Raw genomic sequence first — 25,463 nt, forward strand, 5'->3', positions numbered from 1 at the left:
CGATGACTGACGAAAGCAAGCTGGTCGACTACCTGAAGCGGGTGACCGCCACCCTGCAGGAGACGCGGGAGCGGCTGCGCGAGGTCGAAGCCGCGGACGCCGAGCCGATCGCGATCGTCGCGATGGGCTGCCGGTACCCCGGCGACGTCCGCTCGCCGGAGGACCTCTGGACCCTGGTCGCCGAAGGCCGCGACGCCATCGGCCCGTTCCCCACCGACCGCGGCTGGGGCCTGGACTCGATGTTCGACGCCGACCCCGACAGCCCCGGCACCAGCTACGTGAGCGAGGGCGGCTTCATCCACGACGTCGCCCAGTTCGACGCGCCCTTCTTCGGCGTCTCGCCGCGCGAAGCCCTGGCCATGGACCCGCAGCAGCGGCTGGTCCTGGAGCTGGCGTGGGAGACCTTCGAACGCGGCGGCATCGCGCCGCATTCGCTGGCGAAGCAGCAGGTCGGCGTCTTCCTCGGCAGCGGCGACCAGGACTACTACGACGAGCTGCCGCCGTCGGTGCTCGCCGGTGAAGTGCAGGACTACCTGAGCACCGGCAACGCCGGCTCGGTCATCTCCGGCCGGATCGCCTACGCACTGGGCCTGGAAGGCCCGGCCATCACGATCGACACGGCCTGCTCGTCTTCGCTGGTCGCGCTGCACCTGGCCGTGCAGGCCCTGCGCCAGCGCGACTGCGCGCTGGCGCTCGCCGGCGGCGTGATGGTGATGTCGCGCCCGGGCCCGTTCGTCGCCTTCAGCCGCCAGCGCGGGCTCGCCGCCGACGGCCGCTGCAAGCCGTTCTCCGACAGCGCCGACGGCACCGGCTGGGCCGAGGGCGCGGGCACCCTCCTGCTGGAGCGCCTGTCCGACGCGCGCCGCAACGGCCACCCCGTCCTCGCCGTCGTGCGTGGGTCCGCGGTCAACTCCGACGGCGCGTCCAACGGCCTCACCGCTCCCAACGGGCCGTCCCAGCAGCGCGTCATCCGCCAGGCACTGGCGAACGCGCAGCTCTCGGCGTCCGATGTGGACGCCGTCGAAGGACACGGCACCGGCACCACGCTCGGCGACCCGATCGAGGCGCAGGCCCTGCTCGCCACCTACGGCCAGGACCGCGACCGTCCCTTGTGGCTCGGTTCGATCAAGTCGAACATCGGGCACGCCCAGGGCGCGGCCGGCGTCGGCGGCGTGATCAAGATGGTGCAGGCCATGCGGAACGGCCTGTTGCCGAAGACCCTGCACGTCACCGAGCCGACCACCGAGGTCGACTGGACGGCCGGGAACGTCGAGCTGCTGACCGAGGAACGTTCGTGGGAGGCGGGCTCGACGCCGCGTCGCGCGGGTGTGTCGTCGTTCGGGGTGAGCGGCACCAACGCGCACGTGATCATCGAGGAAGCGCCCGCCATCGACGTCGAGGACGTCACGCCGAGCTGGCCCGCGGACGTGCCGGTCCCGTGGCCCCTCTCCGGGCACGGTGCCGCCGCGCTGAAGGCGCAGGCAGCCCGACTGTCCGAGGTGGAGGCCTCGGCACTCGACATCGGGTTCTCGTTGGCGACGTCACGCTCGCCGCTGAGCCACCGTGCGGTGGTGTTCGACGGCAAGGCGGGTCTCGCGGCCGTGGAAGCCGGCGAGCTGGTCGAAGGGCAGACCGCGTTCCTGTTCTCCGGTCAGGGCGCGCAGCGGGCCGGCATGGGGGCCGAGCTGGCCGCCGCGTTCCCGGTCTTCGCCACCGCGCTGGACGAGGTCTGCGCCGAGCTGGACCAGCACCTCGACCGTCCACTGAAGACGGTCGTGTTCGACAAGCCGCGCCTGATCAACCAGACCGGCTACACCCAGCCCGCGCTGTTCGCGATCGAGGTCGCGCTGTTCCGGCTGCTGTCGTCGTGGGGCATCAAGCCCGACTTCCTGCTCGGCCACTCGGTCGGCGAGCTGGCCGCCGCGCACGTCGCCGGGGTGCTGTCCCTGGCCGACGCCTGCACGCTGGTCGCGGCCCGGGCGAAGCTGATGCAGGCGCTGCCCACCGGGGGCGCGATGGTCGCGCTGCGGGCGACCGAGGACGAGGTCACGCCGCACCTCACCGAAGACGTCAGCATCGCCGCGATCAACGGCCCGGACTCGGTTGTGCTGTCCGGTACCGAAGACGCCGTCACCGCCGTGGTCGCGCGGTTCGAAGGCCGCAAGTCGTCGAAGCTCAAGGTGTCGCACGCGTTCCACTCGCCGCTGATGGAGCCGATGCTGGCCGAGTTCGCCGAGGTCGCGCGCACGCTCACCTACTCCGAGCCCACGATCCCCTTGGTGTCCAACGTCTCCGGCTCGATCGCCGGGGCCGAGATCGCCACGCCGGAGTACTGGGTCTCGCACGTCCGCGCGGCCGTCCGGTTCCACGACGGGCTCACCGCGCTCAGCGACCAGGGCGTCTCGCGGTTCGTCGAGGTCGGGCCGGACGGCGTGCTGTCCGCGCTCACCCAGCAGGCGACGGACGCCGTGGTCGTGCCGGTCCTGCGCAAGGACCGTCCCGAACCGCGGGCGGCGCTCACGGCGCTGGCCGAGCTGTACGTCAGCGGCCTGAACCCGGACTGGGCCGCGGTGTTCGACGGCCGTGGCGCCCGGCGCGCCGACCTGCCGCCGTACGCCTTCCAGCGCAAGCGCTACTGGCTCGACGCCCGCGCCAACCGCGACGAGGTGACCGCGGCCGGCCTGACGTCCGCCGGGCACCCGCTGCTCGGCGCGGCCATCGCGCTCGCCGACACCGACGGCGTCGTCCTCACCGGCCGCCTGTCGCTCGAGACGCACGCCTGGCTGGACGGGCACCGGCTCGGCGACGTCGCCACCATGCCCGGCACGGCCTTCCTGGAGCTGGCCATCCGCGCCGGCGACCAGGTCGGCTGCGGCCGGATCGAAGAACTGACGCTCGGCAGCCCCCTGGTCGTCCCGGACCGCACCGGCGTCCAGGTGCAGGTGACGGTCGGTGCCGCGGACGAGAACGGCGTCCGCCCGGTGCAGATCCACTCGCGCCCCGAAGACACCGGCGAGCCGTGGGTGCTGCATGCCGGCGGGACCGTCGCGCCGCAGACCCACCGCGGCACCGAACTGACCGAATGGCCGCCCGCGGGCGCCGAGCCCGTCGCGATCGACGGCATCTACGACGACTTCGCCGACACCGGCCTCACCTACGGCCCGCTCTTCCGCTCGCTGCGCGCCGTCTTCAAGCGCGGCCGCGAGGTGTTCGCCGAGGTCGCCCTGCCCGAGGACAGCGACGCCGAGCGCTTCGGCCTCCACCCGGCCGCGCTCGACGCCTGCACGCACGCACTGCGCGTCGCGGGCGGGGGAGACGGCGGAGTCGGCCGCGTCCCGTTCTGCTGGACCGGCGTCGAGCTGCACGCCACCGGCGCCTCCGCGCTGCGGGTGCGGTTCACCCCGACCACCGAGGACGGCTTCGCGGTCGACCTCGCCGACACGACCGGCGCGCCGGTCGCCACCGTCGCCGAGACCGTGTTCCGTGCGTTCACCGCGCCGGTCGCGGCCGAGGCGCCGCTCTACCGGATCGAATGGCAGCGAATCCCCGCTGAGTCCACTGTGGACGCATCCGCCGCCGAGGTCTTCGAGTGCGCGGGCACCGACACCCACGAACTGACCCACAGTGTGCTGGCCGCGCTGCAGAACTGGCTCGCCGAGGAGCACCCGGCGGACGCGCGCCTGGTCGTCGTCACCCGCGGAGCCGTTGCCGCCGCCGGGGGCGTCAGCGACCTCGCCGCCTCAGCGGCTTGGGGACTCGTGCGCTCGGCGCAGGAGGAGAACCCGGACACGTTCGTGCTGCTGGACCTGGACGCGGAAAGCACCGCGGCCGAGGTCCTGCCCCAGGTCCTCGGGACCGGGGAACCCCAAGCCGCCGTCCGCTTCGGCACGGTGCTCGTCCCGCGCCTGGTGCGCACCGCGGCGGCCGCCGAACCGGCGTACTTCCACCCGGGCGGCACCGTGCTGGTCACCGGCGCGTCCGGCGCGATCGGCGGCGCGCTCGTCCGGCACCTGGCGCGGCAGCACGACGTCCGGCGCTTCCTGCTGGTCAGCCGCCGCAGCACGCCCGAGCTGGAGAGCCTGGGTGCCGAGCTGGACGTCCACGTCGACATCGCGCTCTGCGACGTCGCCGACCGTGCCGCCCTCGCCGCGGTGCTGGCCGCGATCCCCGCCGAGCACCCGCTCACGTCCGTGGTGCACGCCGCCGGCGTCCTCGACGACGGCGTCATCACCGCGCTGACGCCCGAGCGCGTCGACACCGTGCTGCGGCCGAAGGTCGACGGCGCGCTCAACCTGCACGAACTCACCCGCGACACGGCGCTCTCGGCGTTCGTGCTGTTCTCGTCGGTCTCCGGCGTCCTCGGCGCTCCGGGCCAGGGCGGGTACGCCGCCGCGAACGCGTTCCTCGACGGCCTCGCCGCCCACCGCGTCGCGCACGGCCTGCCCGCGCTGTCGCTGGGCTGGGGCCTGTGGGGCGAGGTCGGCGGTATGGGCGGCACCCTGTCCGCCGCCGAGGTCGCCCGCCTCGGCGCGGGTGGCGTCGTGCCACTGTCCACTTCGGACGCTCTGGACCTGTTCGACCGCGCGCTGGCCTCCCGCCAGGCCGCCGTCGTGCCGGTGAAGCTCGACCTGCCGGCGTTGCGGAAGCTGGACCGGATCCCGAAGACCCTGGAGGAACTGACCGGACGGCCGACCCGGCGCGTCGCGGCCGGAACGCCGACCGTGGCCGACTCGTTCGCCACCCGCCTGCTGGCCCTGCCGGAGGCGGACCGGGCCGACGCCGTCCTCGAGCTGGTCCGCGGCCACGCCGCCACCGTGCTCGGCTACGGCGGTGCGCACGAGATCGAGCCGTCCGCGCAGTTCCAGTCGCTCGGCTTCGACTCGCTCACCGCGATCGAGCTGCGCAACGGCCTCACGGCGGCGACCGGGCAGCGGCTGCCCGCGACCCTGATCTTCGACCACCCGACGCCGTCGGCGCTGGCCACCCACCTGCTCACCGAGCTGGTGGGCGCGCCGGACCAGGTCGTCACCGTGGCGTCCGCGGCGCACGACGAGCCCATCGCGATCGTCGGCATGGCCTGCCGGCTGCCCGGCGGGGTCACCTCGCCCGAGCAGCTGTGGGAGCTGGTCGCCAACGGCCGGGACGCCATCGGCGACTTCCCCGCCGACCGCGGCTGGGACGTCGACGGCCTGCTCGACCCGACCGGCCGCCGTCCCGGGACCACCTATGTCGCCCGCGGCGGGTTCGTCCACGACGCCGGCGACTTCGACGCGACGTTCTTCGGCGTCTCGCCGAAGGAAGCCCCGGCCATCGACCCGCAGCAGCGGCTCCTGCTGGAAGCCTGCTGGGAGGCCCTCGAGCGCTCGGGCATCGACCCGACGTCGCTCAAGGGCAGCCCGACCGGCGTCTACGCGGGCGTCCAGTACCACGACTACGTGGGCGCGAACAGCGCCGGCTCGATCGTCACCGGCCGGGTGTCCTACACGCTCGGCCTGGAGGGCCCGGCGGTCAGCGTCGACACGGCGTGCTCGTCTTCGCTGGTCGCGATGCACATGGCCGCCCAGGCCCTGCGCGGCGGCGACTGCACGCTGGCGCTGGCCGGTGGCGTCACCGTGATGGCGACGCCGGAGACGTTCGTCGAGTTCAGCCGTCAGAAGGGACTGGCCGCCGACGGCCGCTGCAAGGTCTTCTCCGACGACGCTGACGGCACCACCTGGTCCGAGGGCGTCGGCGTGGTCGTGCTGGAACGGCTCTCCGACGCCCGCCGCCTCGGTCACCCGGTGCTCGCGGTGCTCAAGGGCAGCGCGGTCAACCAGGACGGCACGTCCAACGGCCTCACCGCTCCCAACGGCCCCGCTCAGCAGCGCGTCATCCGGGCGGCGCTGGCCGACGCGGGCATCACCGCGGCCGACGTCGACGCCGTCGAGGCCCACGGCACCGGTACGAAGCTGGGCGACCCGATCGAGGTCCAGGCCCTGCTGGCCACCTACGGCAAGGAGACCTCGGCCGACCGTCCGCTGTGGATCGGGTCGGTCAAGTCGAACCTCGGCCACACGCAGGCCGCGGCCGGCGCGGCCGGGGTGATCAAGATGGTCATGGCCATGAGCCAGGGCGAGCTGCCCGCGACGCTGCACGTCGGCCGTCCGTCCACCGAGATCGACTGGTCGTCCGGCTCGGTCCGGGCCCTGGTGGAGCCGGTGAAGTGGCTGCCCAACGGGCACATCCGCCGGGCCGGCGTCTCGTCGTTCGGCGTCAGCGGCACCAACGCCCACGTCATCCTGGAGGAGGGTGACCGCCGGGAAGTCACCGCCGGGCACGACTACGAAGGCCCGGTCGCCTGGCCGGTGTCCGGTCGCGGCGCCGCCGCGCTGCGGGCGCGGGCCGAGCAGCTGATGTCCTATGTGGACGAAGATCCGGAGGGCAGCCTCGCCGACATCGGGTTCTCGCTGGCCACCACGCGCAGCGCGTTCGACCGGCGTGCGGTGCTGATCGGCAGCCGGTCGCCGCAGTTCGTCCGCGGTCTCGCCGCGCTGGTCGACGAAGAGGAGGCGCGCGGAGTCGTCAGCGGTATCGCGACGGCGGGCGGGCGCACGGCGTTCTTGTTCGCGGGCCAGGGTGCGCAGCGCGTCGGCATGGGGGCCCGGCTCGCGGAGCAGTTCCCGGCCTTCGCGGCCGCGTACGACGAGGTCTGCGCGGAAGTCGACCGGCACCTGGACCGTCCGATCCGCTCGGTCACCGACGAGCTGGACGAGACCCGCTACACCCAGCCCGCGCTGTTCGCGCTGGAGGTCGCGCTGTTCCGCCTGGTGCGGGCGTGGGGCGTCAAGCCGGACGTCCTCGTCGGCCACTCGATCGGTGAGATCGCCGCGGCCCACTGCGCCGGAGTGCTCTCTTTGGCGGACGCGGCCAAGCTGGTGGTCGCCCGGGGTGCGCTGATGCAGGCTCTGCCGACCGGCGGCGCGATGGTGGCGATCGAAGCGACGCCGGAGGAAGTTCGCGACGACAGCGTCGACATCGCCGCGGTCAACGGGCCGAACTCCGTCGTGATCTCGGGCGCGGCCGACGCCGTGGCCGCGGTGGCGGCGAAGTTCGAGCGCACCAAGCAGCTGAAGGTGTCGCACGCGTTCCACTCCCGCCTGATGGACCCGATGCTCGAGGAGTTCCGCGCGATCGCCGCGGAGCTGACCTACGCGTCGCCGCGGATCCCGGTCATCTCGACGGTCGCCGAGGGCGCCGACCTGACCTCCCCGGAGTACTGGGTCCAGCAGGTGCGCGAAGGCGTCCGGTTCGCCGACGCGGTCACCCGCGCCGCGGCCGAGGGCGTCAACCGGTTCCTGGAGCTGGGTCCGGACACCACGCTCGCCGCGATGACGGCCGCGTGCTTCGACGAACGGCCGGAGGTCCTGGCGTCCATGCTGCACAAGGAGAACGACGAAGCCGTCGCCGCGCTGACCGGCGTCGCGCAGCTGCACGTCAGCGGCGTCGACGTCGACTGGGCCGCGATCTACGAGCCCACCGACGCCCGGCCGGTCGCCGTGCCGACCTACCCGTTCCAGCGGCAGCGCTTCTGGCTGGAGAGCACCACCGGATCGGTGAGCCAGGAGGACCACCCGCTGCTCGGGTCGGCGCTGGAACTGGCCGGCGCCGAGGGACTGCTGTTCTCCGGACGGCTGTCCGTGGGCACCCACCCGTGGCTGGCCGACCACGTCGTCGGCGGCGCGATCCTGTTCCCCGGTACGGGGTTCGTCGAGATGGCGATCCGCGCGGGCGACGAGGCGGGCTGCCCGCGGCTGGACGAGCTGACCCTGGAGTACCCGCTGGTCGTGCCGGAGCGGACCGGCGTCCGCGTCCAGTTCGCCCTCGACGCCCCGGGCGCCGACGGCACCCGCGCGTTCAGCGTCCACTCGCGTCCCGAAGGCTCGGCGGCCGCGTGGACGCGGCACGCCACCGGCAAGCTCGCCAAGGCGGGCAAGGCGGCGGACTTCGACCTGACGGCCTGGCCGCCCGCCGGTGCCGAGCAGGTCAACCTGGAGGGCACCTACGAGGAGCTGGCCGCCGACGGCCTGGCCTACGGTCCGGCGTTCCGCGGGCTCGTCGCGGCCTGGAAGCGCGACGGCGAGGCGTTCGCCGAGATCCGGCTCCCGGCTTCGGTGTCCGATGTGGACCGTTACGGCGTCCACCCGGCCGTGCTCGACGCCGCGCTGCACACCATCGGCGTCTCCGGCGCGGCCGGGTCCGAACCGGCCCTGCCCTTCGCGTGGGAAGGCGTGCGGCTGCACGCCGTCGGCGCGACGACCCTGCGCGTCCACGTCCGCCCGGTCGGCACCGGTGCGGTCGCGCTGGACGTCGCCGACGGGGCCGGCGCCCCGGTCGCGTCCGTGGAATCGCTGCTGCTGCGCCCGATGTCCGCCGTTCCGCAGGCCGCGCAGACCGGCGGGGGCGACTCGCTGTTCCGCGTCGCCTGGGAGCCGGCCGAGCTGGACGCGGTCGCCGAAGTCACCGACTGGTCCGTGCTGGGCGACGACGCCTTCGGCCTCACCGAGGCCCTTTGCGCCCAGGCGGGGGCAACCGGCCACGCTGTGCTCCCGGTGGCCGGCGACGACCTGCACGCCGAACTGCACCGCGTGCTCGGCCTGCTGCAGTCCTGGCTGGCCGGACCGGGGGAGTCGCTGATCGTCGTGACCCGCGGTGCGGTGGCCACCGAGGCGGGGGAGAACCCCGACCCGGTCGGGGCCGCGGTGGCCGGCCTGGTCCGCTCGGCGCAGGCCGAGCACCCGGACCGGATCACCCTCGTCGACCTCGGCGCGGGCACCCCGGCGGGCCGGACGCTCGCCGCGGTGGCGGCGTCCGACGAGCCGCAGGTCGCCCTTCGGGCCGGTGCGGTCCTGGTGCCGCGGCTGGCCAAGGCGGCCGACGCGGTCGCGGCCCCGGTGTGGGACCCCGAAGGCACGGTCCTGGTCACCGGCGCCACCGGCGCGCTGGGCTCGGCCGTGGCGAAGCACCTGGTCGCCGAGCACGGCGTGCGGAACCTGCTGCTGGTCAGCCGCCGAGGCGCCGACGCGCCGGGGGCGGCCGAACTGGCCGCGCTCGACGCGGACGTCACGATCGCCGCTTGCGACGTCGCCGACCGCGACGCCGTCGCCGCACTGCTGGCCGGGATCCCGGCGGAAGCGCCGCTGCGGGGGGTGGTGCACGCCGCCGGTGTCCTCGACGACGGCATCCTGACGTCGCTGACCCCGGACCGCCTGGACACGGTGCTGCGGCCGAAGGCCGACGCGGCGTCGGTCCTCGACGAACTGACCCGGGACCTGGACCTGACCGCGTTCGTGCTGTTCTCCTCGGCCGCCGGCGTCCTCGGCGCCCCAGGACAGGGCAGCTACGCCGCGGCCAACGCGTTCCTCGACGCTCTCGCCGTCCGGCGCCGGGCCGAAGGTCTCCCGGGCACGTCGCTCGCGTGGGGCCTGTGGGCCGGTGGCATGGGCGAGGCCCTGGAAGGCGCGGACACGCACCACATCGGGATCACGGCGCTGTCCACTGAGGACGGACTGCGGCTGCTGGACTCGACGGCCGGTGCCGCGGAAGCGCTGCTGGTGCCGATCGCGCTGGACACCCGGGTGCTGGCGTCGTCCGGTGACGACGACCTGCCCGCCGTCCTGCGCGGGTTGGCGGGCACACCCGGCCGGCGCGCGGCGCAGGACGCGGCCGAGGACACCGAGACACTGGCCCGCAAGCTGGCGGGCCTGCCGGTGGCCAAGCGCGTCCCGACCGTGCTGACGCTGGTGCGCACGCACGCCGCCGCCCTGCTCGGCCACGCCGGGCCGGAGGCGGTGGAACCGGATCGCTCGTTCAACGAGGTCGGCTTCGACTCGCTGTCCGCCACCGGGTTCCGCAACAAGCTCAGCCTCGTCACCGGCCTGAAGCTGCCGGTGAGCCTGATCTTCGACTACCCGACCCCGCGGATCCTCGCCGAGCACCTGGTCGGCGAACTCGCGCCGGCCGAGGTCGAGGTCGTCGAGGAAACCGTTACCGAGCAAGGGGTTCGCGACGCGCTGGCGGGCATCCCGCTGGAGAAGCTGCGCGCCGCGGGGCTCCTGGACGGGCTGTTGGAGCTGGCCGGAGTGCGTCTGCCCGAAGAAGAAGAGACCGAAGCCGTCGAAGAGGCCACGATCGACGACCTCGACACCGACGCCCTGATCAGCATGGCGATCGGCGGTGGGGACGACGACTAGGGGGTCGTGAGTGAGAAACAGTGTTCTAACCCTGTTTCTCACTCACGACAAGCCGCGGCAGACCCCTAACTTGGCCCGACCCGGCCATTATTGCCGCTCCCGAACGGGCTATGGCCCACTGGAACGGAGAGTTCCCGTGCTTCACCACGATCTTGATCCGAATGAGGAGAGGTAACCGATGGTCACCGGCTACGCAATCGAAGCACGGGGGCTGCGCAAGTCCTATGGCGACGTGGACGTCCTGGAAGGCGTCGACCTGAGTGTCCAGCGCGGCACGATGTTCGCGCTGCTGGGCCCGAACGGCGCCGGGAAGACCACGACGGTGCGGATCCTGAGCACCCTGCTGGACGCCGACGCCGGCACCGTGACCATCAACGGCCACGACCTCGGCGGGCCCAAGCGCAAGGTGCGGGAGCAGATCGGCCTCACCGGGCAGGACACCGCGGTCGACGAGCTGCTCACCGGCCGCGAAAACCTGCGGATGATGGCTCGGCTGTTCCACCTCGCCACGGCCGAGGCGAAGACCCGCACCACCGAGCTGCTCACCCAGTTCGACCTGACCGAAGCCGCCGACCGCCAGGTCAAGACCTACTCCGGGGGCATGCGCCGCCGGCTCGACCTGGCCATCAGCCTGATCACCTCGCCGCCGGTGCTGTTCCTCGACGAGCCCACCACCGGCCTCGACCCGCGCAGCCGCTCGGCGATGTGGGACGCGATCCGCGAGCTGCTCGACGGCGGCACCACGATCCTGCTCACCACGCAGTACCTCGAAGAGGCCGACCAGCTGGCCGACCGGATCGCGGTGATCGACAAGGGCCGCGTCGTCGCCGAGGGCACCGCGGCCGAGCTGAAGCGCAAGGTCGGGACCGAGCGGCTGAAGCTCACCTTCGCCACCGCCGCCGAAGCGGAGCGCGCGTACGGCATCACCGGCGGCGTGCTGATCGACGACACGGTCAGCGTCGCCATCGACCAGCCCGGCCAGGTCCGGCGGGTGCTGAACCAGGTCGCCGACGCGGGTTTCGAGACCACCGGCCTCGAGCTGTCCGAGCCGACCCTGGACGACGTTTTCCACACCCTTACCGGAACCGCGGGAGAGAAGCGATGACCCAGACCCTGTCCAGGGAGGTCGAGGGAACGCAGCTCCCCGACACCCCGAGCCGATCCTCGTTCGCGCTGGCGCTGTCCGACTGCCGCGTGCTGGTCGGGCGCAACGTCAAGCACATCGCGCGCAACATGGAGATGCTGATCCAGGCGGTCTCGCTGCCGATCACGCTCCTGCTGCTGTTCCGCTTCATGTTCGGTGGCGCCATCACCGTGCCGGGCATGGCTTACATCGACTACCTGGTGCCCGGCCTGCTGGCCATCAGCGTCGCCTTCAACTCGACGTCCACGGTGGTGGGCGTGGCCTCGGACCTCACGCAGGGCCTGGTGGAACGGTTCCGGTCGATGCCCATGGCGGGCCCGGCCGTGCTCGTGGGCCACGTCGTGTCCGGCGTGCTGCGCAGCCTGCTTTCGTTCGTGGTGATGGTCGCGGTCGGCCTGGCCGTCGGGTTCCGCCCCGCGGCCGGCGTGCTCGGCTGGCTCGGCGCGATCGGCCTGCTGACGCTGTTCGCCACCGGCGTGTTCTGGCTCGCGACGCTCCTGGGGTCGATCGCCAAGACCGTCGAAGGCGCGGGCGGTCTCGGCATGATCCTCGTCTTCGTCCCCTACGCCACCAGCGCGCTGGTGCCCACGGCGTCGATGCCGTCGGTGCTGCGGGTGGTCGTCGACAACCAGCCGGTGACCGTGCTCATCGACGCCCTCCGCGGCCTGATGAACGGCACGGACCTGGGCTCGACCGGCTGGCTGGCGCTGGCCTGGTGGACGGTCATCACCGCCGGGGCCGCGTACCTGGCGATCCGGAAGTTCCACCAGCGCGCCCGCGGCTGATCTCCCGCGAACGCCCAGGCGGCCCGTGCTCCGAGCACGGGCCGCCTTTTCGCGTGCGCTAGGTCGACTTTAGATCGGTCCGGCACTCTGCGTAGAGAACATCCGACCAGTCCGTGAAGTGAGGTGGCCCCGATGCCGACCCGCATCGCCGAGAACCCGGCCGTGGCCCTTGACGCCTGGTCCGCACCGCTGGCCGCGGATCCGGCCGGCGCGGCGGCGTTCCTCGCCGAGGTCGCCGACCGCGTCGCCCGCCGCCCGCGCGTGCTCGTCCCGGGCGGTGGCCCGGTGGCGGACACGCTCGCGTCGGCCGGGTACGCCGTCACCGAGGCAGGCTTCGACAATCTGCCCGGCCAGCGCTTCGACGTCGTCTACGCGGGCTCGGACGTCCTCTCCCGGCTGCTCGTGCAGCGGGAGCAGGTGCGCCTCGTTCGCCGGCTCGCGACGCTGCTGCGTCCCGGCGGCGGCCTGGTCGTCCAGGGGTTCCACCCCGACCCGGCACGCTGGGCGGCGCACCCGCTCGTCACCGGGCACGACTGCGCCCGCCAGACGCTGTTCCTGAGTGACGGCGTGCCGCTGCGCTACGTGTGGCCCGCGGAGCTGGACCTGATGGCGGAGCTGGCCGATCTCGCGCTCGATAGCCGCTGGGGCGGTTGGTACGGCGAGCCCGCCGCGTGCGGCTCGCCGGTCGTTTCCCTCTACCGCAGCTGACGAAGAAGCCCGGTCCCCCGCTGGTGGCGGTGGACCGGGCTGCCTTCGGGCCGGACGCGGAAGAGGATCAGACCGCGTCCGACATCTCGCCGACGAGGATGCTGTGGTGCAGCTTCCGCAGCGAGCTGCCGGGCTCGATGCCCAGCTGCTGGACGAGGTGGTGCCGGGCGGAAGCGAAGGTCTCCAGCGCTTCGGCACGGCGGTTCGACCGCAGCAGGGCCGTCATCAGGTACTCGTAGAACGTTTCGCGCAGCGTGTGTTCCTTGGCCAGCGCGGAAAGCTGCCCGACGACCTCGCGGTGCCTGCCGATCAGCAGCTCGGTCTCCATCAGCAGCTCCAGGCACTCCAGCCGGGTCTCCTCCAGCAGGGTGGCGTACGCCTGGACGTCGGGGGAGTCGGTGAAGCCGCCGAACGCCTCGCCGCGCCACAGGTTCGCGGCTTGGCGCAGGACGGCCGCGGCCTCCTTGTAGTTGCGGTCCCAGTACAGGGCCCGGCCTCGCTCGTAGAGGCGGGTGAAGCGGTCGGCGTCCAGCTCGCCGTCGGTGACGTGCAGTGAATAGCCGCGCGGGCTCGTCACGACCGGGCTGTCGTCCGCGTCTTCACCCGTGCCGCGCAGGAGCTTCCGCAGCTGCGAGACGTAGACGTACAGCGCGGCGCTCGCCCGGGCCGGCGGGTGCTCTCCCCAGAGCTCGCCGATCAGGTGCTCGGTGGTCGCCACCTGGTTGCGCTTGACCAGCAGCACGGCGAGCAGTGTCTCGATCTTGCGTGCCCGCGGGGCGCTGACGCCGGGCCGCCCGCCGACTTTCAGCTGCCCCAGTATCTCGTAGTCCATTTCCAGTGCCTCCGGTGTCCGCGTCGATCGGATCTGCCCGGCCTGGCGCCCCCAGTGTGTCCTCCAGCGCCCATGTGCCCGGTCCCACACTGGGGAGCGTACTAAACCGGGAGGTCGGTTTTCAAGACAAAACCGGGAGGTCGGTCGGTTTGTTCTTCGAACGGTCGTCAAGTGCCTTGCCAGGGGCTGGTTTCTGGGGTTCCCCTAGTTGTAAACCGGGCGGTTGGTATGTAATCATGATCGGGACGCGCAGGGTCCCTGCGCCGGACGGCTCGACCTGAGGGGACCGACGGTGACCAAGCAGGCACGCTCGGAACACACGCGGCGCCTGTTGCTGGAAGCCGCGGCCGTGCTCCTGCACCAGGACGGGTACGCCGCGACCAGCATGGTGGGCATCGCGCAGGCGGCCGGCGTCACCAAGGGCGGCCTGTACTTCCACTTCTCCTCCAAGGACGAGATCTGCGACGAGGTCCAGATCGCCGCCGTGGACGTGCTGCGCGGGCAGGTGAGCCGTCAGCTCGCCGTGTCCCGGCCGGCCCTGCGGCGCCTCGCCGAGCTCAGCCGCGCCCTCATGCACTGGCTCGAAACCGATCCGAAGGTCGGCGCGAGCTTCCGCATGGCCAGGGAGATGGGGTCCGTGGACGAGCGGTTCGTCGTGTTCTCCCGGACGTGGCTGGCCCAGGTCCACGAGTACGTCGCCGACGCGATCGACGGCGGCGAGCTCGGCCCGGACGTGCCGCTCGAGACCGCCGAGCTGCTGGTGGTGGTCACCTGCGTCGGCCTCGAATCCGTGGTGTCCAGCCGGATCGTCGTGCCGGACAGCGACCTCGCCGTGACACTCGGCAAGCTGTGGCGCCTCATCGAGCTGGCCGAGCGGTCACCGCGGCCGACCGCCGGCGCGGGAGCCTGACCGGCCCGATCCGGCGTGGCTTCTCGCGTGGTCAGACGGAAGCGGGCTCGCCGAGCGTGCCCTGCGGCAGGAAGCGGTGCAGCCGCCGGGGCGGCACCACGGAAACCAGGATCATGTTCCACATGAACGTGATCCGCTCCAGCAGGTCCGTCCGCCCGGTGAGCACCTGCGAGCTCAGCTGGATCCCGGTGAACGACGCCTGCACGAACTGCGCGAGGTCGTGCGGGTTGGTCTCCTTGCGCAGGTCGCCCGCCGCCTTCGCGGCCAGCAGGCAACCGTGGATCGTGTCGATCCACCGCTTGTAGGCGTTGGCCGCCGGCGCGATGAACGAGCCCTGCTCGATGACGAGCCGGATGCTGGCACGCACCCGGACGTCGGACTGCAGGCTGGCCGCCATGCCCTGCGTGAGGTCGATGACCGTCTGCAGTCCCGGGTTCTCGATCTGCTCGAGCGGGTCCGACACCGTGAACTGCTCGTCGATCAGCGCGTCGGCCAGATCTTCCTTCGACTTGAAGTGGAAGTACAGCGCACCCTTCGTGACACCCGCTTCGGTCAGGATGTCCGACAGGCTCGCGCCGAGGAAGCCGACCGCGTCGAACCGGGAGGCCGCGGCCTCGAGGATCGCGTTCCGTGTCTGCTCCGCACGTTCTTGGCGAGCCACGTCCAGCCCCTCTCGCTTCTGGCCGGCGGTCCACAGTAGACCATTCGGCGGTACCTCATGCGTCGATACGCCAGTCTACGGCCCGGGACGCGGGAAAGCCACTAAAAAAAACCGCTCGGTTGGTATGGTTTTAGGTGTCCGGTTCGGCTACAAATGGAGCGGGGGAGTACTGGGGTACTGGGGTAGAACATTCTAGGAGGACCGTCATGGTCGGCACCATCCTTCAGGAATCTGCGCGCGAAATACCGGAAACCAAGATCATCGGTGTGCCCGCGGGGCGGGCGGTCGACTTCCAGCAGACGATCCCGCGGAGCCTCGTGCACCGCGCGGCCGTCTCGGAGGTCTTCGTCACCGATTTGAACATCCTCGGCGAGGGCCGGTTCGAGGTCGGGGCGCAGTGGCCGCGCCGGCACAGCTTCTTCGGGCCGCGGACGCCGGTGTTCCACGATCCGATGCTGTACGCGGAAACGATCCGCCAGGCGGCGCTGCTGATCGCGCACCGCGCGTACGGCGTGCCGCTGAGTCACAGCTTTCTTTCCGACCACAAGGAGTACTCGGTCGAGGAGACCGGGCTGGCCACCCTGGGCCGTCCGGTCGACGTGGTGCTGCGGGTCAGCGCGCACGAGGTCGAGTACCGCGGCAAGAATGTCGGCGGCATGAGGCTCGACTTCGAGTGCTTCCGCGACGGCCGCCGGATCGGCACGGCGTCGGAGCGGTGGCGCACCGTGTCGTCGGCGGTCTACCGCCGGGTGCGGGGCGACCACTTCGCGGCGACCCCGTTCCAGGCGGCGGTCCTGTGCGGCGTCGCGCCGGCCTCGGTCGGCCGGGACCGCGCGGAGGACGTGCTGGTGGCGGCGACACCGACGGAAGGGACGTGGGCGCTGCGCTTCGACCCGGACCACGCGGTGCTCTTCGACCACCCGATCGACCACGTGCCGGGCATGGTCCTCATCGAAGGCGCGCGGCAGGCGGCCCTGCTGGCGATCGGCGACCCGTACGCCCTCCCGGCGCGCGCGGACTTCCGGTTCGACACGTACGTGGAGTTCGACTCCGAGTGCCTGCTGGCGGTCGAAGCGGACAAAGCGGGGCCGGACCGCACGCGGACGGTCCGGGTCGAGGTCCGCCAGAAGGGGACCACGGCCGCGAGCGGCACGCTGGGGATGCGCTTGTCGTGAGAGCCGGTGAGCCGGACATCCTGGTCACCGGCGCCACAGGCTTCGTCGGCACGGCGGTGCTGCGCGAGCTGGTCGGGCGAGGAATGGGCCCCCGGGTCCGCATCCTCGCCCGGCGGCCGCCGCCGGAGTGGATGACCATCGCGGGCGTGACGACGTGGCCGGGCGACCTGACGGACGCGCCGGGCCTCGCGGGGCTGTGCACGGGCATAACGACGCTGCTCCACCTGGCCTCCCAGGTGGGCGGCGACCCCGCCCGCTGCACGGCGGTCAACGAGGGCGGAACGGCGAACCTCCTGGCCGAGGCGCACCGGGCGGGAACGCGAAGCGTGCTGTACCTGAGCACCTGCGCGGTGTACCAGGACGGCACCCACCGCGGTGCGCGGGTCCCGGGTGAGGGGACAGGACGGTTTGCCACGGCGGACGGGGGTCCGGGAGCCGGGTCCGGGTTGGCGGCGGCTCTGGGGCCGCCACCAGTCCGGGGTGCTGCGGGGGTGCGGGGGCCGCTGACCAGTGGGGACTGGTCGGAGGGGGAGCGCTCGGGCGGGTCCGGCGTGGTGGCGGACCCGGGGTTGACCGGTGGGGACCGGTCGGCTGACGGGGGTCCGGGGGTCGGATCCGGGTGGGCTGCGGATCTGGATTCGTTGATCGGTGGGATCGGGTCGGCTGGTGTGGTCTTGGGAGGTGGCCTGGGGTCGCCGGTCAGTGGGGACGGGACGGCGGGCGGGGTCTTGCGCGGCGAGCCCGAGTCGCTGACCAGCGAAAGCAAGCCAGCAGGTGAGCGCCGAGGGTCCGGGCTGGGGGTGGACCCCGCTTCGCTGGTCGGTCGAAGTGGTTTGGTCGGGGAGGGGCTGCGGGCTGGGTCCGGGCTGGTACCGGACTCCGCCTTGCCGGTCGGTCGGAGTGGTTTGGTCGGTGAGGGCCTGCGGGTCGGGTTCGGGCTGGTACCGGACCCCGCCTCGTTGAGTGGCCGGAGTGGTCTGGTCGGCGAGGGGCCGCAGGCCGAGTCCGGGCTGGTACCGGATCCGGCTTCACCTACCGACCGGCGAGGTCTGGCTGGCGAGGGGCCGCGGGCCGGGCTGGTACCGGACTCTGCCTTGCTGGTCGGTCGGAGTGGTCTGGCTGGCGAGGGGCCGCGGGTCGGGTCCGGGCGGATACCGGACCCGGCTTCACCTACCGACCGGCGCGACTTGGCCGGTGAGACCCTGCCCTCCAGGGTCGAGTCGGCGGCGGAGCCGGGCTCACCGACCGGCGGGAGCGGGCCGGCGGGCGGCCGCCTGCCCACCCCGGCCGGACCGGCGGCCCCGGAGTCGTCGACCGGTCGGAGCGGGCCCACACCCGAGTGCGAGCCACCGGCGGATCCGGAGTCGCCAACCGGCGACCACCCACCCGACCCCTCCGAGCTGGTCATGGGCCCGGCCTCCCCGACCAGCCGCAGCAGGCTGGCCGGCGAGCGGCTGGTGCTCGCGGCCGGGGGCACCGTCCTGCGGCCGCACCTCGTGCACGGTCCCGGCGATCGGCACGTCGTCCCCGCGCTCGTCCGCTGGATCCGGGCCGTTCCGGCCTGGGCGGCGGGTGGGGTGGCGCGGACGTCGCTCGTGGCGGTGGCCGATCTGGCCGCCGCGATCGCCGTGCTGGCGCTCGATCCGCGGCTGAGCCGGCCGGGGGAGGTCCTGCACGTCGCCGATCCCCGGCCGGTCACCATCCGGGGCCTGGTCACCGCCGTGTGCGGGCTGCTCGACCTGCCGCTGCCGGCGGCCGATCTGCCGCTCGCCGAGCACCGGGCCCGCACGCGGGCGGCACTCCCGGCGCTGACCGACCACCAGTACTCCCTGCTCACGCGGGATCACTGGTACGAGAGCAGCCGCATCTGGGAGCTCACCGGCGTCTTGCCCGGCCGCCGGCTGGCCGAGGCGGCGGACTGGTACCGCGAGTCACTCGGCATCCCCGGCGGGACCGTCATCGCATCCTCGGATCGTGCGTAGGGTCGGGGTACATCGGCGGGCAGCCGTGCCGGGCAGCCTCGGGCCGCAGTTCGAAGTGCCAGGGCTCGTTGCGGTAGATCTGGCAAAGCCCGTACGCGGCGCCGTGTTCGGACAGCCACGCCCTGGCCTCGGCCGGACCGATGTCGACCGCGTCGCCCGACACGTGCGCGGACGTGCCGGGCGTGGCCACCCAGCGGGCGGCTTCCGCTTCGGACCCGTACTTCGAGACCGCCGCCCGGTACAACTCTGCCTGGTACTCGGCGGAACGCCGGCCGCTGTTGACGACGAACTCGATCCCCGCGTCCGTCGCGGCCCGGCGCAGGGCGGCGAGCAGCGCGGGATCGAGGCCCACCACGGCCGGGGAGTCGTCGAAGACCCGCACCGGGTCGGAAAGAGTCATGTCCGCAGTCAAGGCAGTGCGGCGTTGCCGGCCCGTATCCGGGTTTCGATATGCCGGCGATAGGGCCCGGCTCGTAGCATCGGCACCGTGCGCGTGCTGATCGTCGAGGACGAGCCCTACCTGGCGGAAGCGGTCCGCGACGGCCTGCGCCTGGAAGCGATCGCCGCCGACATCGCCGGTGACGGCCACACCGCCCTCGAACTGCTGGGCGTCAACGCCTACGACATCGCCGTCCTCGACCGCGACATCCCCGGCCCGTCCGGTGACGAGGTCGCCGAGCGCATCGTCGCCTCCGGCAGCGGCATGCCGATCCTCATGCTCACCGCCGCGGACCGGATCGACGACAAGGCGTCCGGCTTCGAGCTCGGCGCCGACGACTACCTCACGAAGCCGTTCGAGCTTCGTGAACTCGTGCTCCGGCTCCGGGCCCTCGACCGGCGGCGCGCGCACAACCGGCCTCCCGTCCGGGAGATCGCGGGCCTGCGCCTGGACCCGTTCCGCCGCGAGGTCTACCGCGACGGCCGTTACGTCGCGCTCACCCGGAAGCAGTTCGCCGTGCTCGAAGTCCTCGTCGGGGCCGAAGGCGGGGTCGTCAGCGCCGAAGAGCTCCTGGAACGGGCGTGGGACGAGAACGCCGACCCGTTCACCAACGCCGTGCGCATCACGGTTTCCGCCCTGCGCAAGCGGCTCGGCGAACCCTGGGTCATCACCACCGTCGCCGGCGTCGGCTACCGGATCGACACCTGACGTGGGGATCCGGAAGCCGGGGCCGAGCGTTCGCCTCAAACTGACCCTCAGCTACGCCGGGTTCCTCATGCTCGCCGGCGCCTTGCTGCTGATGACCGTGTGGGTGTTCCTGCGCAGTCACCTGCCCGAAGTCGCGGTCATGCCCGGCGGCGTGCTGAACCGCGCGACGCTGATGAGCACCTTCACCTCGGCCGCCGGCGTGGTCGTGGTGTTCCTGCTGGTGTTCGGCCTCCTGGGCGGCTGGATCCTCGCCGGCCGCATGCTCGCGCCGCTGACCCGCATCACCGACGCCGCCCGCAGGGCCACCGGCGGTTCGCTGTCCCACCGGATCCGGCTCGACGGCCGCAAGGACGAGTTCCGCGAGCTCGCCGACGCCTTCGACGCGATGCTCACCCGGCTCGAAGCCCAGGTCGCCGAGCAGCAGCGGTTCGCCGCCAACGCGTCCCACGAACTGCGCACCCCGCTGGCGATTTCGCAGGCGCTGCTCGAGGTGGCCCGCACCGATCCGGCGGGGGTGCCGGGCGAGCTCGTCGATCGCCTCCACGCCGTCAACAGCCGGGCGATCGACCTGACCGAAGCGCTGCTGCTGCTCAGCCAGGCCGATCAGCGTTCGTTCACCCGGGACCGCGTCGACTTGTCGCTCGTCGCGGAAGAGGCCACGGAAACGCTGCTCCCGCTCGCGGAAAAGCGCGGCCTCACCATCGAGACCACCGGTGAGATCACGCCGACCCACGGCTCGCACGCGCTCCTGCTGCAGCTGACGACGAACCTCGTGCACAACGCGATCGTCCACGGCCGGGGCACGGTGTGGGTCACGACCGCCGCGGAGCCCAAGGCGGTGGTGCTCACGGTCGAGAACGCGGGCGAGGAGCTCACCCCGCAGCTGGTTTCCACGCTGGTCGAGCCGTTTCAGCGCGGCACCGAACGCGTCCGCGCCGACCACGCGGGTGTCGGCCTCGGCCTGGCGATCGTCAAGAGCATCACCCAGGCCCACGACGGGACGCTGACGCTCACCCCGCGCCCCGGCGGCGGGCTCGGCATCACGGTGCGGCTACCGCGCTGGTGGCTCCGATGATCGGGAAGTCGAAGTACGTGTCCGGAAAGGGCTCGTCCCGCAGCGTGTAGTGCCACCACTCGCGGTCGTACCGCCGGAAACCGCAGGCCTCCATGAGGGAACAGAGATGCCGCCGGTTCTCGGCTTCGACCGTCGTGATCCCGCTCGCGCCGTGGTGGGAGATCGAGTCCATCAGGTCGTGGTCACCGCCCATGGCCGCGAGCTCGCCGGTGGCCAGGTGGTACAGCGTCAAGTCGACGGTGCTGCCCCGGCTGTGCCCGGACTTCGCGGCCACGTAACCCTTTTCGAACATCTCCGCCCGCTCGATGTTCGGGTAGTGCCGCCGCTTCGTCCGGCCGTCCTCGGGCTGCCGCGACCAGCGCAGGAAGCAGTCCACGGCGCGTTGCGGGCGGTAGCCGTCCCACAGGAGCAGGCCGAAGCCGAGCGACTCGGCCTTTTCCTGCGCCCTTTCCAGGGCCACGCACAGGGCCCGCGTGCCGGCGACCCGGTTCGCCAGGTACCCGTCCACCGGCTTGCCGGTGAAGTTGTCCCAGGTGGCGTACTTGGCGTCCCAGCGGATGCCGGGCGCGAACTCGTCCACGAAGACGAAGTCGTCCTTCACTGGGACTTCCCGGTCAACGCCAGCGACACCAGGCGGTCGAGCACTTCGCCCAGCGGCAGCCCGGCGGCCGCCATCATCCGCGGGTAACGGCTGTACGAGGTCAGCCCGGGCAAGGTGTTGACCTCGTTGAGAACCACCGTCCCGTCGTCCTTCAGGAACAGGTCCACCCGCGCCAGCCCGCGGCAGCCCAGCGCACGGTAGATCGCCTTCGCCGTCTCCTGCACCAGCGCGCGCGACTCCGCCGGGATGTCCGCCGGGACGACGAACGTCGAGTTCTCGGAACCGCTTTCTGGGTCGCTTTCCTGGTGGATCTTGAAGAAGCCGTGGGAGAGCGCGACCCGGTCCAGCTCGCCCACGAGCAGGTCCTGGTCGTTCCCCAGGACCGAACAGCCGATCTCGCGGCCGGCGACCGCCTCCTCGACCAGCACCTTCGAGTCGTACTGCCGCGCGGCCTCCACCGCGCCAGGCAGTTCTTCCGCACGGGACACCTTGCCGACGCCGAACGAAGACCCGGAGCGGGCCGGCTTGACGAAGACGGGATAGGTGAGCCCGCCGGGGTCGACGGTCTCGTCCGCCGTGACGGTCCGGAACACCGGCGTCGCGATTCCCGCGCTCGCGGTGACGAGGTAGGTGAGGGACTTGTCCATGCACAGTGCGGAACTCGGGACGTCACAGCCGACGTAGGGGACGCCGGCGAGTTCGGCTAACCCCTGCATCGCGCCGTCCTCGCCGAGCCTGCCGTGGAGGAGGGGCAGTAAGACGTCCAGCCGGATCGTTTCGTACCGCCCCTGCTCCAGGACGAGCAGTCCGTGCACACCGCGGTCCGGCGACAACACGACCGGACGGCTGCCGCCGGTTTCCCAGCCCGCGTCGGGGCCGTCGCAAAGCCGCCATTCGCCGCTTTTCGTGATCCCGATCCAGAACGGCTCGTACTTCCCGGTGTCGAGGTGCTTCGCGACTTCTCGCGCGGATTTGACGGAAACGGGGTGCTCTTCCGTGGCTCCCCCGAAGATGATTCCGATCTTCACCCTATCCATGCTGCTTCCCGCTTTCGAAGGTCAGGCAGTTGACGAGACAGTTTTCGACCGTGTCGCTCAATGCGTGGTCGGTGTAGTACGCGGTGTGCGGGCTGATCAGCACGTTCGGCATTCTTTGCAGCCGCACCAAAGCCTCGCTGCCGAGCGGTTTGTCCCGGCAATCGGCGTAGAAGATTCCTTCTTCACCTTCGACGACGTCCAACGCCGCGCCGCCCAGCTTTCCGCTCTCCAGCGCGAGAACCAGGGCTTCGGTGTCGAGAAGGGGACCTCGTCCGGTGTTGACGACGACCGCGCCGCGCCGCATCTGCTCGATGCGCCGGCGGTCCAGGAGGTGGTGGGTCTCGGCGGTGAGCGGCGTGTGGAGCGTGACGATGTCGCTCTGCACGAGCAGGTCGTCGAGCGGAACGTAGTCGGCGGAGGTCTGCGGACGGCTGTCGTAGGCGAGCGTCTGGCAGCCGAAACCCCGCAGCCGGTCGATGACCGCGGCGCCGATGCGTCCCGTTCCGACGACCCCGACGGTCAGGTCGCGCAGTTCTTTCCCGCGTACCTCGCTCAACCGGTAGTCGTGGACCTCCGCGCGGCGGAGGACGGATTTCGCGTTCCGCACCACCATGAGCATCAACATCAGGGTGTAGTCGGCGACGCTGTCGGGGGAGTAGGCGACGTTCCCCACGGAAATGCCGACGCGCTCCGCGTAGCCGACGTCGATGTGGTCGAACCCGGCGCTTCTAGTGGAGATGTACTCCACTCCGGCTTCACTGAGCGCGCGAAGGGCCGAGCTGGTGACGCGGGTTTTGTGGCCGACACTGATGCAGCGCCGGCCGAGCGCGAGTTCGCTGGTGGTTTCGGACACCGCGGCGTCGGTGATGGTCGGCACGACGCCGAAGCGGGGAGCCATCTCCCGGAACAGGGCGGCTTCGTCCGGCTCGCACCCGTAGATCGTGATCCCGGTGACCGCCGCGGGCGGGGCCGGCGATCGGACCGCGGTGCGTACTGGTTCGCCGTAGGTCATGCCCGGCAGTCAAACCGGCGGGCTGTTGCCGGCTCGTATGCGGTTTTCGATAGGCCGGCGATAAGTGGCCGGTCAGCCTGCGCTTCGCGCCACTACGGAGGTGGCCCGGGCGGTGGGCCGGTAGCGGCCCACCGGATCCGGTGGGGACAGGCGATCGCGGCTCAGTCCCTCGGCTCGTCCTCGAGCACGCCGACCTGCTCGGGGTCCTCGGGCGCGGGCATGTGCCGGATGCTCTCGCTGCCCTTGTGGTCGTGGGCGCGGGTGTACCGGGAATCCAGTACCCGCCCCAATTTGTGCGCCGCCCCGGCATACGCGTCGTCGACGGTGGTCGCGTGGTGGGTGACCGCGACGGGCTGCTTACCGCCGGGCCGCGCTTCGATCACGCACTTCTTGTCATCCGGTTTGCTGCCACCGTCTTCGCTGAGGTGCACCTCCACCCGGGTCACCCAACCGCCGAACCGGGCCAGGCTGTCCTCCAGGTCGGTGGTCACAAAGGTGGCCAGTCGCTCGCCACCGTGGACGTTGTGGTCGGTGTTGACCTGGATCTGCACGAGCACCCTCCAAAGCACGACAGCGATGATCTCCGTCAGTACCACGAGGGCGGCCGGCTCAAACCCGGCACGCGCGCGAGCGTCAGGCGCGGTCGTGGAGGGTGACCTGGTAGCCGTCGGGGTCGGCGAAGGTGAACGTCCGGCCGAAGGGACCGTCGATCGGTGCGGAGACGATGGTGTGGCCGTCGGCGGCGAGCGCGTCGTGAATGGCTTGGACATCGGTGGCGTGGAGCCAGATCGCGGCCCCGATGCCGGGCTGGGCAACGGAAGCGAGATCGGTGCCGGGAACGACATCGCGGAGCGCGAAGGCGATCGGCTTCGTCTCGAAGACGACGGCGTGCGGCGGTCCGGCCGGCGAGCGGACGAGGCCGAGGTAGTGCTCGTAGAACGCCCGCGAAGCGTCGAGATCGCGCGCCTGCAGCGAGAGGAAGTCGGGGCCGGTGACGGGCATGGTGCTGCTCCTTCTCTTGGATGTCAGGTTCCTGACATGCACCACTGTATGTCAGGAACCTGACATAGGTCAAGTCTCGCCGAACCGGCCACGCGGGCGTCGTGACCGCCTAGGATCGGCGCAGCCCGGACGCCGCGAGGTCCGGCGGAGACCGGTGGAGGGCAGGCATGTCACCCTTGACGTTGACGAGCATCGAGATCGTCCCGCGCGTGCTCCAGCTCGTCGTGGGCCTGCTCGGCTTGATCTTTTCGATCAAGGGGCGGTCCCGGGGAGTCTCCGGCCTCATGGTGGCCGCATTCGTCATCATGCTGGCCACGACGGCGGCGGGCATCGCGTGGCAGTTCGTGTCGTTGAACGCGCCGTCGTGGAGCAGGGCCAGTCACCTCAGCATCGACGACATTCAGCTGATTTTCTTGGCGGTGGGCATTCCGCTCGACACCGCCGCGGTGCTGTCGTGGCTCTTGGTCGCGCTCGCGGTCGTCAAGAGCAGCCGCCCGCCCCGGCCGTATCCGGGGCCGGTCGGCTACCCGATGGCGCCGCAGCCGGGTTTCGCGAGTCCTCAGCCCGGCTACGCGCAGCCCGGTTATCCGCAGCCCGGTCCGCAAAGCCAGCAGCCGCCAGGCTAGCGGTGCCGGGGGCTCACAAGGGGTCGTACTCGTCGCCGTTTTCGTTGAGCAGCACGTATCCGGGTGACAGTTCGGTCAGGCACCTGCTCAGCGACGCCAGCAGTTCTTCGACGGAGACCTGGTCGAGGTCCAGCTCCGAGATGACCTCGGCGCCGAGCTGGTCGATCCGCGGCTCGTCCGCCCTCAGCTCGGCGTAAGAAGCTTCGAAGGAGGCGCGCATCGCGTCGGTGTCAGGTGCGTCCGCCACGACGTCCTGCCAGGTCGGCACCCCGACGACCAGCCGAATCGTGGCGTCCAGGTCGGCGGCGACGATCCCCGCGGTGCCCTCGGAGCCGGCGTAGAGCACGGGGCCGTCGTCGCACACGAAGAACGTCCCGCCCGAGGCATCGCCGGCGACGGCGCGCAACTCGCCGCCCGATGCCAATCGCACCGGCTCGACGGGATCGAGGCGGGCGATGTCGAAGTCGAAAACGTCCGCCAGCAACGCGGCGGCGCGGGAATTCTCGCGGATGCGATCGACCATGGCGAGACGATAGC

The 25,463-nt window shown here is 71.7% G+C and carries 19 protein-coding genes and 1 pseudogene; 11 read left to right on the forward strand and 9 right to left on the reverse strand.

Translation table 11 applies throughout. The features are described 5' to 3' along the window. The first annotated feature begins 2 nt into the window (after window positions 1–2). The 4 genes from AA23TX_RS22105 to AA23TX_RS50245 all read left to right on the forward strand — a co-directional run bounded on the left by AA23TX_RS22105 (window position 3) and on the right by AA23TX_RS50245 (window position 12,866). Window positions 3–10,229: a type I polyketide synthase gene (locus AA23TX_RS22105; protein WP_155544778.1), complete on the forward strand. Its 10,227-nt coding sequence runs from the start codon at window positions 3–5 to the stop codon at window positions 10,227–10,229. 178 nt (window positions 10,230–10,407) lie between these two features. Then, on the forward strand, window positions 10,408–11,334 hold the full coding sequence (locus AA23TX_RS22110; RefSeq protein ID WP_155544779.1) for an ATP-binding cassette domain-containing protein: 927 nt from the start codon (window positions 10,408–10,410) through the stop codon (window positions 11,332–11,334). After that, window positions 11,331–12,158: an ABC transporter permease gene (locus AA23TX_RS22115; RefSeq protein WP_155544780.1), complete on the forward strand. Its 828-nt coding sequence runs from the start codon at window positions 11,331–11,333 to the stop codon at window positions 12,156–12,158. Before AA23TX_RS22110 ends, AA23TX_RS22115 begins: the two co-directional genes overlap by 4 nt. 132 nt (window positions 12,159–12,290) lie before the next feature. Beyond that, window positions 12,291–12,866: a class I SAM-dependent methyltransferase gene (locus tag AA23TX_RS50245; protein ID WP_230862659.1), complete on the forward strand. Its 576-nt coding sequence runs from the start codon at window positions 12,291–12,293 to the stop codon at window positions 12,864–12,866. A 67-nt stretch (window positions 12,867–12,933) separates the two neighbouring features. Here the strand turns inward: AA23TX_RS50245 and AA23TX_RS22125 are convergent, their stop codons facing one another. Then, window positions 12,934–13,698 carry an AfsR/SARP family transcriptional regulator gene (locus AA23TX_RS22125; protein WP_155544781.1) on the reverse strand — a complete coding sequence of 255 codons (765 nt, stop codon included), beginning with the start codon at window positions 13,696–13,698 and terminating at the stop codon, window positions 12,934–12,936. Window positions 13,699–13,990: 292 nt separating this feature from the next. On the opposite strand from AA23TX_RS22125, the gene AA23TX_RS22130 reads away from it, so the two are divergent. After that, window positions 13,991–14,608: a ScbR family autoregulator-binding transcription factor gene (locus AA23TX_RS22130; protein ID WP_230862660.1), complete on the forward strand. Its 618-nt coding sequence runs from the start codon at window positions 13,991–13,993 to the stop codon at window positions 14,606–14,608. A gap of 31 nt (window positions 14,609–14,639) precedes the next feature. Here AA23TX_RS22130 and AA23TX_RS22135 read toward each other — a convergent pair whose 3' ends face one another. After that, window positions 14,640–15,269: a ScbR family autoregulator-binding transcription factor gene (locus AA23TX_RS22135; RefSeq protein ID WP_155544782.1), complete on the reverse strand. Its 630-nt coding sequence runs from the start codon at window positions 15,267–15,269 to the stop codon at window positions 14,640–14,642. A gap of 206 nt (window positions 15,270–15,475) precedes the next feature. Here AA23TX_RS22135 and AA23TX_RS22140 point away from each other — a divergent pair, with 206 nt between their 5' ends. The 3 genes and pseudogenes from AA23TX_RS22140 (at window position 15,476) to AA23TX_RS49655 (ending at window position 18,426) form a co-directional block, all read left to right on the forward strand. Beyond that, the gene (locus AA23TX_RS22140; RefSeq protein WP_155544783.1) at window positions 15,476–16,444 is read left to right on the forward strand and encodes a ScbA/BarX family gamma-butyrolactone biosynthesis protein; all 969 of its coding nucleotides are present in this window, start codon (window positions 15,476–15,478) and stop codon (window positions 16,442–16,444) included. Beyond that, window positions 16,441–16,803 (forward strand): annotated as a pseudogene (locus tag AA23TX_RS22145) (NAD-dependent epimerase/dehydratase family protein); the annotation flags it as partial. The gene AA23TX_RS22140 and the pseudogene AA23TX_RS22145, both read left to right, overlap by 4 nt. Window positions 16,804–17,850: 1,047 nt before the next feature. Next, the gene (locus AA23TX_RS49655) at window positions 17,851–18,426 is read left to right on the forward strand and encodes an NAD-dependent epimerase/dehydratase family protein (protein WP_196425730.1); all 576 of its coding nucleotides are present in this window, start codon (window positions 17,851–17,853) and stop codon (window positions 18,424–18,426) included. Here the strand turns inward: AA23TX_RS49655 and AA23TX_RS22150 are convergent. Further along, window positions 18,401–18,826: a M15 family metallopeptidase gene (locus AA23TX_RS22150; RefSeq protein WP_155544784.1), complete on the reverse strand. Its 426-nt coding sequence runs from the start codon at window positions 18,824–18,826 to the stop codon at window positions 18,401–18,403. The two genes, AA23TX_RS49655 and AA23TX_RS22150, sit on opposite strands and share 26 nt — an antisense overlap. Before the next feature lie 87 nt (window positions 18,827–18,913). Here AA23TX_RS22150 and AA23TX_RS22155 point away from each other — a divergent pair, with 87 nt between their 5' ends. Together AA23TX_RS22155 and AA23TX_RS22160 are read left to right on the forward strand one after the other, a co-directional pair. Continuing rightward, the gene (locus tag AA23TX_RS22155) at window positions 18,914–19,573 is read left to right on the forward strand and encodes a response regulator transcription factor (protein WP_196425477.1); all 660 of its coding nucleotides are present in this window, start codon (window positions 18,914–18,916) and stop codon (window positions 19,571–19,573) included. A 67-nt stretch (window positions 19,574–19,640) separates the two neighbouring features. Then, window positions 19,641–20,648 carry a sensor histidine kinase gene (locus tag AA23TX_RS22160; protein ID WP_155547227.1) on the forward strand — a complete coding sequence of 336 codons (1,008 nt, stop codon included), beginning with the start codon at window positions 19,641–19,643 and terminating at the stop codon, window positions 20,646–20,648. On the opposite strand, the gene vanX is transcribed toward AA23TX_RS22160, so the two are convergent. The 5 genes from vanX to AA23TX_RS22185 form a co-directional block, all read right to left on the reverse strand. After that, the gene (vanX, locus tag AA23TX_RS22165) at window positions 20,614–21,249 is read right to left on the reverse strand and encodes a D-Ala-D-Ala dipeptidase VanX (RefSeq protein ID WP_155544785.1); all 636 of its coding nucleotides are present in this window, start codon (window positions 21,247–21,249) and stop codon (window positions 20,614–20,616) included. The two genes, AA23TX_RS22160 and vanX, sit on opposite strands and share 35 nt — an antisense overlap. Then, window positions 21,246–22,286, reverse strand: a complete 1,041-nt coding sequence (vanA, locus tag AA23TX_RS22170; protein ID WP_155544786.1) for a D-alanine--(R)-lactate ligase — start codon at window positions 22,284–22,286, stop codon at window positions 21,246–21,248. Before vanA ends, vanX begins: the two co-directional genes overlap by 4 nt. After that, on the reverse strand, window positions 22,279–23,298 hold the full coding sequence (locus AA23TX_RS22175) for a D-isomer specific 2-hydroxyacid dehydrogenase family protein (RefSeq protein ID WP_196425478.1): 1,020 nt from the start codon (window positions 23,296–23,298) through the stop codon (window positions 22,279–22,281). Before AA23TX_RS22175 ends, vanA begins: the two co-directional genes overlap by 8 nt. 161 nt (window positions 23,299–23,459) lie before the next feature. Next, window positions 23,460–23,867, reverse strand: coding sequence for an HPF/RaiA family ribosome-associated protein (locus AA23TX_RS22180; RefSeq protein ID WP_230862661.1), 408 nt, complete (start codon window positions 23,865–23,867; stop codon window positions 23,460–23,462). Between the two features lie 64 nt (window positions 23,868–23,931). After that, window positions 23,932–24,300 (reverse strand): VOC family protein, encoded by a 369-nt coding sequence (locus tag AA23TX_RS22185; RefSeq protein WP_155544787.1) that lies wholly within the window; start codon window positions 24,298–24,300, stop codon window positions 23,932–23,934. A gap of 167 nt (window positions 24,301–24,467) precedes the next feature. Between AA23TX_RS22185 and AA23TX_RS22190 the strand changes: the two genes are divergently transcribed. Continuing rightward, the gene (locus AA23TX_RS22190; RefSeq protein ID WP_155544788.1) at window positions 24,468–24,926 is read left to right on the forward strand and encodes a hypothetical protein; all 459 of its coding nucleotides are present in this window, start codon (window positions 24,468–24,470) and stop codon (window positions 24,924–24,926) included. Between the two features lie 13 nt (window positions 24,927–24,939). Here AA23TX_RS22190 and AA23TX_RS22195 read toward each other — a convergent pair whose 3' ends face one another. Continuing rightward, window positions 24,940–25,449, reverse strand: a complete 510-nt coding sequence (locus tag AA23TX_RS22195; RefSeq protein WP_230862662.1) for a hypothetical protein — start codon at window positions 25,447–25,449, stop codon at window positions 24,940–24,942. Between the last annotated feature and the right edge of the window lie 14 nt (window positions 25,450–25,463).

The sequence above is a fragment of the Amycolatopsis camponoti genome, from assembly GCF_902497555.1.
GTDB lineage: Bacteria > Actinomycetota > Actinomycetes > Mycobacteriales > Pseudonocardiaceae > Amycolatopsis > Amycolatopsis camponoti.

Excerpts from the sequence above, each read along its gene's own strand:
- AA23TX_RS49655 (WP_196425730.1), top strand. The coding sequence starts at position 17,851 with ATGGGCCCGGCCTCCCCGACCAGCCGCAGCAGGCTGGCCGGCGAGCGG.
- AA23TX_RS22140 (WP_155544783.1), top strand. The coding sequence starts at position 15,476 with ATGGTCGGCACCATCCTTCAGGAATCTGCGCGCGAAATACCGGAAACC.
- AA23TX_RS22175 (WP_196425478.1), bottom strand. The coding sequence starts at position 23,298 with ATGACCTACGGCGAACCAGTACGCACCGCGGTCCGATCGCCGGCCCCG.
- AA23TX_RS22110 (WP_155544779.1), top strand. The coding sequence starts at position 10,408 with ATGGTCACCGGCTACGCAATCGAAGCACGGGGGCTGCGCAAGTCCTAT.
- AA23TX_RS22115 (WP_155544780.1), top strand. The coding sequence starts at position 11,331 with ATGACCCAGACCCTGTCCAGGGAGGTCGAGGGAACGCAGCTCCCCGAC.
- AA23TX_RS50245 (WP_230862659.1), top strand. The coding sequence starts at position 12,291 with ATGCCGACCCGCATCGCCGAGAACCCGGCCGTGGCCCTTGACGCCTGG.
- AA23TX_RS22125 (WP_155544781.1), bottom strand. The coding sequence starts at position 13,698 with ATGGACTACGAGATACTGGGGCAGCTGAAAGTCGGCGGGCGGCCCGGC.
- AA23TX_RS22195 (WP_230862662.1), bottom strand. The coding sequence starts at position 25,449 with ATGGTCGATCGCATCCGCGAGAATTCCCGCGCCGCCGCGTTGCTGGCG.
- AA23TX_RS22150 (WP_155544784.1), bottom strand. The coding sequence starts at position 18,826 with ATGACTCTTTCCGACCCGGTGCGGGTCTTCGACGACTCCCCGGCCGTG.
- AA23TX_RS22185 (WP_155544787.1), bottom strand. The coding sequence starts at position 24,300 with ATGCCCGTCACCGGCCCCGACTTCCTCTCGCTGCAGGCGCGCGATCTC.
- vanA (WP_155544786.1), bottom strand. The coding sequence starts at position 22,286 with ATGGATAGGGTGAAGATCGGAATCATCTTCGGGGGAGCCACGGAAGAG.
- AA23TX_RS22190 (WP_155544788.1), top strand. The coding sequence starts at position 24,468 with ATGTCACCCTTGACGTTGACGAGCATCGAGATCGTCCCGCGCGTGCTC.
- AA23TX_RS22160 (WP_155547227.1), top strand. The coding sequence starts at position 19,641 with ATGCTCGCCGGCGCCTTGCTGCTGATGACCGTGTGGGTGTTCCTGCGC.
- AA23TX_RS22105 (WP_155544778.1), top strand. The coding sequence starts at position 3 with ATGACTGACGAAAGCAAGCTGGTCGACTACCTGAAGCGGGTGACCGCC.